General features: G+C 60.5%; 6 protein-coding genes. 4 read left to right on the top strand and 2 right to left on the bottom strand.

The window, feature by feature from the left end; translation table 11 throughout:
- Positions 1-137: 137 nt before the first annotated feature.
- Positions 138-1,037, bottom strand: coding sequence for a bestrophin family protein (locus PseAD21_RS29010; protein ID WP_102359128.1), 900 nt, complete (start codon positions 1,035-1,037; stop codon positions 138-140).
- 36 nt (positions 1,038-1,073) lie between these two features.
- Positions 1,074-2,072 carry a GTP 3',8-cyclase MoaA gene (gene moaA, locus PseAD21_RS29005; RefSeq protein WP_102359127.1) on the bottom strand — a complete coding sequence of 333 codons (999 nt, stop codon included), beginning with the start codon at positions 2,070-2,072 and terminating at the stop codon, positions 1,074-1,076.
- A 357-nt stretch (positions 2,073-2,429) separates the two neighbouring features.
- Here moaA and PseAD21_RS29000 point away from each other — a divergent pair, with 357 nt between their 5' ends.
- The 4 genes from PseAD21_RS29000 to PseAD21_RS28985 all read left to right on the top strand — a co-directional run bounded on the left by PseAD21_RS29000 (position 2,430) and on the right by PseAD21_RS28985 (position 7,453).
- Positions 2,430-4,754, top strand: a complete 2,325-nt coding sequence (locus tag PseAD21_RS29000; RefSeq protein WP_102359126.1) for an FdhF/YdeP family oxidoreductase — start codon at positions 2,430-2,432, stop codon at positions 4,752-4,754.
- Positions 4,755-4,861: 107 nt separating this feature from the next.
- Entirely contained in the window at positions 4,862-6,277 is a 1,416-nt protein-coding gene (locus PseAD21_RS28995) for a cytochrome ubiquinol oxidase subunit I (RefSeq protein ID WP_102359129.1), read from the top strand.
- A gap of 17 nt (positions 6,278-6,294) precedes the next feature.
- Positions 6,295-7,311 (top strand): cytochrome d ubiquinol oxidase subunit II, encoded by a 1,017-nt coding sequence (cydB, locus tag PseAD21_RS28990; protein ID WP_102359125.1) that lies wholly within the window; start codon positions 6,295-6,297, stop codon positions 7,309-7,311.
- The gene (locus PseAD21_RS28985; protein WP_102359124.1) at positions 7,298-7,453 is read left to right on the top strand and encodes a DUF2474 family protein; all 156 of its coding nucleotides are present in this window, start codon (positions 7,298-7,300) and stop codon (positions 7,451-7,453) included. The genes cydB and PseAD21_RS28985 overlap by 14 nt, the downstream gene beginning before the upstream one ends.
- Positions 7,454-7,596: the final 143 nt, after the last annotated feature.

Here is a 7,596-nt window from a genome sequence, read left to right as displayed (position 1 = left end):
CCTCCTCCTCCCTTCAAGTCCTACCATACAAGCGAGCCTGCTCGCGAAGAGGCCGGCACAATCAACATAGCGTCGTCTGACCAGACGCATTCGTGAGCAGGCTCACTCCTACAGGGGAATGTGTGTGGAGGTCGGGATCAGCTCAGCACATAGTCCACCGGCAGCAGCATTGGCGGCAGGTCGGTCACACCCAGTTCGGACAGGATATCGCGCTCGATGGTGCGTACCAGCGAGTCAGTTGCCAGGTCGTTTTCGTCGCGGCCGAACGGATCTTCCAGTTCATCGGCAATCGCATCCAGACCAAAGAAGGTGTAGCTGACAATCGCCGTGAACAACGGCGTCAGCCAGCCCAGCGGTTCGGCCATGGCGAACGGCAGCAGGATGCAGAACAGGTAGATCGTGCGGTGCAGCAGCAAGGTGTAGGGGAAGGGCAGCGGGGTGTTTTTGATCCGTTCGCACACCGCTTGTGCCTGGGTCAGGCTGGTCAGGTGATTGGCCAGGAGCATGTAGCGCCATTCGGTCAGCTCGCCGCTCTGATGCAGGTCGGAACACTGTTGGCCGACCTGCTGCAGAATCCGCCCGCTGTAATCCGGCACCTGCGTATCGTGTTGCGGCGTGATCCAGGCACGGCTGGCGGCCGCTTCGCTTTCCCGGCGCAACCGCGCATTCAGCGCATGAGCAAACCCGCAGAGATTGAGCAGCAACGGTTTGCGCTGCACCGATTCACGGATGACATGGGTTTCGCGGATCACCGAACGAATGTGCACCAGCACATCCCCCCAGGCCTTGCGCGCTTCGTACCAGCGGTCATAGCAGGCGTTGTTGCGAAAATTCATGAAGATCGACAGCGACAGCCCGAGCAGGGTGAACGGCGTGGCGTTGACCTTGGTGAAGTTGCTCGGGTGAAGGATTTCAATCAGGACGATGGCCGAGGCCAGCAGGGTGACCATCAGGGTGCGCAGGGCGATGCGTTTGGCAATCGAACCCTTGAGGGTGAAGAGGATGGCGAATTGGTTGACCTTGGGTCTGATGATCATGCTGGGCGATCCCGGTTACGCAGGGTGAGGGCGGTCTCAACCGCCGGTCATGTTCATGAAGCGCACGACCTGGACGTCGTCGTTCACTTCGAAATTGTGCCGATACGGCTTGAGTTTCATCGCCTCGATAATGGCTTTCTCCAGCCGCTGCGGTTGCCCCGGATGAGCGCGCAGCACGGCTTTGAGATCCACCGAATGCTCGTTACCCAGACACAGTAGCAGGCGACCCTCCACGGTCAGCCGCACCCGGTTGCAGGTGCCGCAGAAATTGTGGCTGTGCGGCGAGATAAAGCCCAGGCGAATATCCGGCGCTTCGGCCAGGCGCCAGTAGCGCGACGGGCCCTGGGTCGACTCCGCTGACTCGATCAGGGTGTAGCGTTCGGCGATTTTCTCGCGTACCTGGGCACTGGAGAAAAACGACTCCGCCCGGCTGTGTTCGCTGATGATCCCCAACGGCATTTCCTCGATGAAGGAGATGTCGAGCTGGCGGTCGATGGCGAAACTCACCAGGTCGTTGATCTCCTGATCGTTGCGCCCCCGCATCACCACCACGTTGAGTTTAGTGCGGGTGAAACCGGCCTTGCGCGCGGCATCGATGCCGTTGATCACCTGCGCCAGATCACCGGTGCGGGTCATTTGCCTGAAGCGCTCGGGGTCGAGGCTGTCGAGGCTGATATTCAGGCGCTTGACCCCGGCGTCGAACAGCGGCGCCGCGAGTTTGCCCAACTGCGAGCCATTGGTGGTCATGCACAGCTCACGCAGGCCGGGCAGGGTGGCGATCTGCTCGCACAACTTGACCACGCCCGGACGGATCAGCGGCTCACCGCCAGTGAGGCGGATTTTGCGCGTGCCCAGCCCCACGAAGCTCTGCGCCAGTTGATAGATCTCTTCCAGCGTCAGTACCTGCTGGCGCGGCAGAAACTGCATGTCCTCGGCCATGCAATAGACGCAGCGGAAGTCGCAGCGGTCGGTGACCGACATGCGCAGATAGTCGACGCGGCGGTTGTAACCATCGATCAAGACACGCTCTGACATGACAGCCTCGCAGGAGTGAGAAGTCCGTATTAACGGAACAGGTTGGCGCAGGTTATGGGCAACTTTTGAAGGCGTCCAATCACTGTTAATGAACGGCTGATTGATTACGTCGATGATGAATTATTTCTCACTGAAAGTTACCGCTTTAGTTTCGCAAGGCCCCGTGAATAAAGGGTTTTTAACCGTGATAGACGGTTTCGATAATGTGGTCATAAATAGCGATTAGACAATATTTTGTATCGGTTCATATCCTTGTTCCGGCAACTGAAACGACCGCTTTATTGCTGTGCAAAGTCGGCCGTCGCTGTTTAACCAAGATCAGGTTCACGCCTGTGTGCATCGTCATGGAGATGTCCCATGTCACAAGTCGACCGTTACAAACCTTACAAGGGTGCCGCTGCGGGTTGGGGGGCTGTGATCAGCCTGACCAAAAGCTGGCTGGGCAGTGAAAACGCCCTGAAAAACATCCGCGCCATGCTCAAGACCAACCAGAACGGCGGTTTCGACTGCCCGGGCTGTGCGTGGGGTGAAGCCCCCGGCGCGAGCATGCTCAAGTTCTGCGAGAACGGCGCCAAAGCGGTGAACTGGGAGGCCACCGGGCGCCTGGTCGACCCAGCGTTCTTCAACAAGTACACGGTGTCGAGCCTGGCTGAACAGAGCGATTACTGGCTGGAATATCAGGGCCGCCTGACTCATCCGATGCGTTACGACGCGCGGATCGACCGCTATGTGGAAACCACCTGGGAAGAGGCATTCGCGCTGATCGCCGAGCACCTCAAGGGCCTGAAATCGCCGCACGAGGCCGAGTTCTACACCTCGGGCCGGGCCAGCAACGAAGCGGCGTTTCTCTACCAGTTGTTCGTCCGCGCCTTTGGCACCAACAATTTCCCCGACTGCTCGAACATGTGCCACGAAGCCAGTGCGGTGAGCATGGGCGAGACCCTCGGCGTCGGCAAAGGCACCGTGGTCTACGAGGACCTGCACCACGCCGACGCGATTTTCGTCATCGGCCAGAACCCCGGCACCAACCACCCGCGCATGCTCGAACCGCTGCGTGAAGCGGTAAAACGCGGTGCGCAAGTGGTGTGCATCAACCCGCTCAAGGAGCGTGGCCTGGAACGTTTCCAGAACCCGCAGAACCCGATCGAGATGCTCAGCAACGGCTGGGAAGCGACCAACACCGCGTACTTCCGCCCGGCGCTGGGTGGCGACATGGCGATGATTCGCGGTATGGCCAAGTTCCTCCTGCAGTGGGAGCGCGAGGCTCAGGCCAGCGGCGGCGAACCGGTGTTCGACCACGCGTTCATCGCCGAGCACACCTCGGGTCTGGACAGCTATCTGGCGGAAGTCGATGCGACTTCGTGGGAGCACATCCTCGAGCAGTCCGGCGTGCCACTGCACGACATCGAACTGGCAGCGCGCATGTATGGCCGAGCCAAGAGCGTGATCATGTGCTGGGCCATGGGCCTGACCCAACACGTGCACTCTGTGCCGACCCTGCAGGAAGTCATCAACCTGCAACTGTTGCGCGGCAACGTTGGTCGTCCGGGTGCCGGTCTGTCGCCGGTGCGCGGTCACAGTAACGTGCAGGGCGACCGCACCATGGGCATCAACGAACTGGCGCCCAAGGAGTTGATGGACGCACTGGAAAACCGCTTCAACTTCAAAGTGCCGCGCATGCACGGCCACAACACCGTCATGGCGATCGGTGCCATGGAGCGTGGCGAAGCCAAGGTGTTCATCGGTCTGGGCGGCAACTTTGCCCAAGCCACACCGGACACCCCGCGTACCCACGAAGCGATGCGCAAACTCGACCTGACCGTACATATCTCGACCAAGCTCAACCGCAGCCATCTGGTGACCGGGCGTGACGCGTTGATCCTGCCGTGCCTGGGTCGCACCGACATCGACATCCAGGCCGAAGGTCCGCAAGGCGTGACCGTGGAAGACACCTTCAGCATGGTGCATTTGTCGTTCGGCCAGTTGAAACCGAAGTCGGCGCATTTGAAATCCGAGCCGGCGATCATTGCCGGGATTGCCGCCGCCACGTTGGGCAAACATCCAATCGACTGGGAGTGGGTCGTGGGCGACTACGGGCGCATCCGCAATCTGATCGGCGACGTGATTCCGGGTTTCGAGAACTTCAACGAAAAACTGCTGACCCCGGGTGGCTTCCACCTTGGCAACGACGCCTCGGACCGGGTCTGGAACACCGAGTCCGGCAAAGCCCAGTTCACCCCGTGCGTGCTGCCGGAACACCTGATCAGCGAAGGCGTGCGCAACCTGCCGGTCAAGCCGCATCTGATCCTGCAGACCATGCGTTCGCACGATCAGTACAACACCACGCTGTACGGCCTCGACGACCGTTATCGCGGGGTCTACGGCATGCGCGACGTGATCTTCGCCAACGAGCAGGACATCCAGCGACTAGGCTTCGAACCGGGGCAGAAGGTCGATCTGGTGGCGCTGTGGAATGACGACCGTGAGCGTCGGGTCAGCGGTTTCACCCTGATCGCCTACGACATTCCGCCCGGTCAGGCGGCGGCTTACTACCCGGAAACCAATCCGCTGGTGCCGCTGGAAAGCTACGGCGACCGGACCTACACGCCGACCTCGAAATTCGTCGCGATTCGCCTCGAAGCGGCCAAGGTCAGCAACCTGATCCCGTCGTCGGTGGCCTGACCCGCTACTCATAAAAAATCATAGCAATTTGACTGGCTGCAGGCGTTCACGCCTGGCGGTGGCCCGGCGACGTGCTGCCGCTTTTCAGCCTGGATGAGGACATCATCATGCTCAACATGGAGGCACTGGACCTGGCGCGAATTCAATTCGCGTTCACGGTTTCGTTCCACATTATCTTCCCGGCGATCACCATCGGCCTGGCGAGTTTCCTTGCGGTGCTCGAAGGCCTGTGGCTGAAAACCCATAACGACACCTACCGCGATCTCTACCACTTCTGGTCGAAGATCTTTGCCGTCAACTTCGGCATGGGTGTGGTCTCGGGGCTGGTCATGGCGTACCAGTTCGGTACCAACTGGAGCGGGTTCTCGGACTTTGCCGGGAGCATCACCGGGCCGTTGCTGACCTATGAGGTGCTGACGGCGTTCTTCCTTGAGGCCGGTTTCCTCGGGGTCATGCTGTTCGGCTGGAACCGCGTCGGCCGTGGCCTGCACTTCTTTGCCACGGTGATGGTTGCCATCGGCACGTTGATTTCGACCTTCTGGATTCTCGCCTCCAACAGTTGGATGCAGACCCCGCAGGGCTTCGAAATCGTCGACGGTCGGGTGATGCCGCAGGACTGGCTGGCGATCGTGTTCAACCCCTCGTTTCCGTTCCGTCTGGCGCACATGGCGATTGCCGCGTTCGTTGCGACGTCGTTCTTCGTCGGTGCGTCGGCGGCCTGGCACTTGCTGCGCGGCAACAACACGGCGCCGGTGCGCAAGATGTTTTCCATGGCGTTGTGGATGGCGCTGATCGTTGCGCCGATTCAGGCAGTGGTCGGTGACGCCCATGGCTTGAACACCCTGGAGCATCAACCGGCAAAAATCGCCGCCATCGAAGGTCATTGGGAAAACGCCGACAACGGTCCGACGCCGCTGGTGCTGTTCGGCATCCCCGACATGCAGGCGGAGAAAACCCAGTACGCGCTGGAAATCCCGTACCTGGGCAGCCTGATCCTGACCCACAGCCTCGACAAGCAGATCCCGGCGCTCAAGAGCTTCCCGAAAGAGGATCGGCCGAACTCGACCATCATCTTCTGGAGCTTCCGCGTGATGGCCGGGCTGGGCATGTTGATGATCCTCGTCGGTCTGCTGGGCCTGGCCCTGCGCCGTGGTGGCAAGCTCTATCAGCATCGTGGCTTCCAGCGTCTGGTATTGCTGATGGGGCCGAGCGGGTTGATCGCGCTGCTGGCCGGCTGGATCACTACCGAAGTCGGGCGTCAGCCGTGGGTGGTGTACGGCCTGATGCGTACCCATGACGCGGCGTCCCACCACTCGGTGGCGCAGATGAGCACCTCGTTGCTGCTGTTCGTGGTGATCTACTGCTCGGTGTTCACTGTGGGCATCGGCTACATGATGAAACTGGTACGCAAAGGTCCGCAGCCGCATCACGAACATCCGCCTGCGGATGAACATTTGCAGACACCGCGCCGGCCTCTTTCGGCAGCGACCGATCACCTTGAATCCGCGACCCGGATCCACTGATAAAGGAGCATTGAATCATGGGTATTCAAGGTATCGATCTCTCGTTGATCTGGGGCGTGATCATTGCCTTCGGGGTGATGATGTACGTGATCATGGACGGCTTCGATCTGGGGCTGGGGATCCTGTTTCCGCTGATCCCCGATGAGCAGGAGCGCGACGTGATGATGAACACCGTCGCCCCGGTCTGGGACGGCAACGAAACCTGGCTGGTGCTCGGTGGCGCGGCGTTGTATGGCGCTTTTCCGCTGGCGTATGGAGTGATTCTGGAAGCGTTGTCCCTGCCGCTGATCCTGATGCTCTGCGGACTGATTTTCCGTGGCGTGGCGTTCGAGTTTCGCTTCAAGTCGTCACCGCACAAACGCCATTGGTGGGACAAGGCGTTCATCGGCGGCTCGCTGCTGGCGACGTTCTCTCAGGGCGTGGTGATCGGCGCGTACGTATCGGGTATTCCCGTGGTGGATCGGCAGTTTGCCGGTGGTGGCCTGGACTGGCTGGCGCCGTTCCCGCTGGTGTGCGGCGTTGGTCTGGTGGTGGCTTATGCGCTGCTGGGCAGCACCTGGTTGCTGGTCAAGACCGAAGGCATGCTCGAATCGCGGATGCGTCTGTTCACCCGGCCATTGGCGTGGTTGCTGCTGGCGATGGTGGTGGTGATCGGCGTGTGGACCCTGCTACTGCACCCGGAACTGGCCTCGCGCTGGTCCAGCCATGGGCACCTGATGGTGTTTGCCGGGTTGGTGGTGCTGGCGCTGCTGGCGTTGTTCGGCTTGCTGCGCACCTTGCGTCAGCGCCACACCCACTGGCCGTTCGTGTTCACCCTGGTGCTGATGTTCCTCGGTTACATCGGTCTGGCACTGAGCATCTGGCCAAACATCATCCCGCCGTCGGTGAGCATCTGGGCCGCCGCGTCACCGCCGTCGAGCCAGTTGTTCGCCCTGATCGGCGCACTGTTCATCCTGCCGGTGATCCTGATGTACACCTTCTGGAGCTACTACGTATTTCGCGGCAAAGTGAGGATTGGCGATGGCTACCATTGATTCGCGTGAGGTCAGATCCAGCCGCTGGTACAAGCGCCTGGGCTGGTTGTTGTTGATCTGGCTGGGCAGTGTGGTGTCACTCGCAGTAGTGGCGAGCCTGCTGAAACTGGCGATGTATGCAGCAGGGATGAGGATCCACTGATAATGAAAAAACCGGAGCCTTGGCTCCGGTTTTTTTGTGCCCGCCATCTGGAAACGCTGATGCCACACTGTGGGAGCGAGCTTGCTCGCGAAGGCGTCATGTCAGTCGACATTGATGCCGGATGTTCCGGCCCCTTCGTGAGC

It is taken from the genome of Pseudomonas sp. AD21, from assembly GCF_002878485.1.
Classification (GTDB): Bacteria; Pseudomonadota; Gammaproteobacteria; order Pseudomonadales; family Pseudomonadaceae; genus Aquipseudomonas.
Note: the sequence above shows the minus strand (reverse complement) of the source record. Positions and strands in the feature narration are given on the sequence as shown.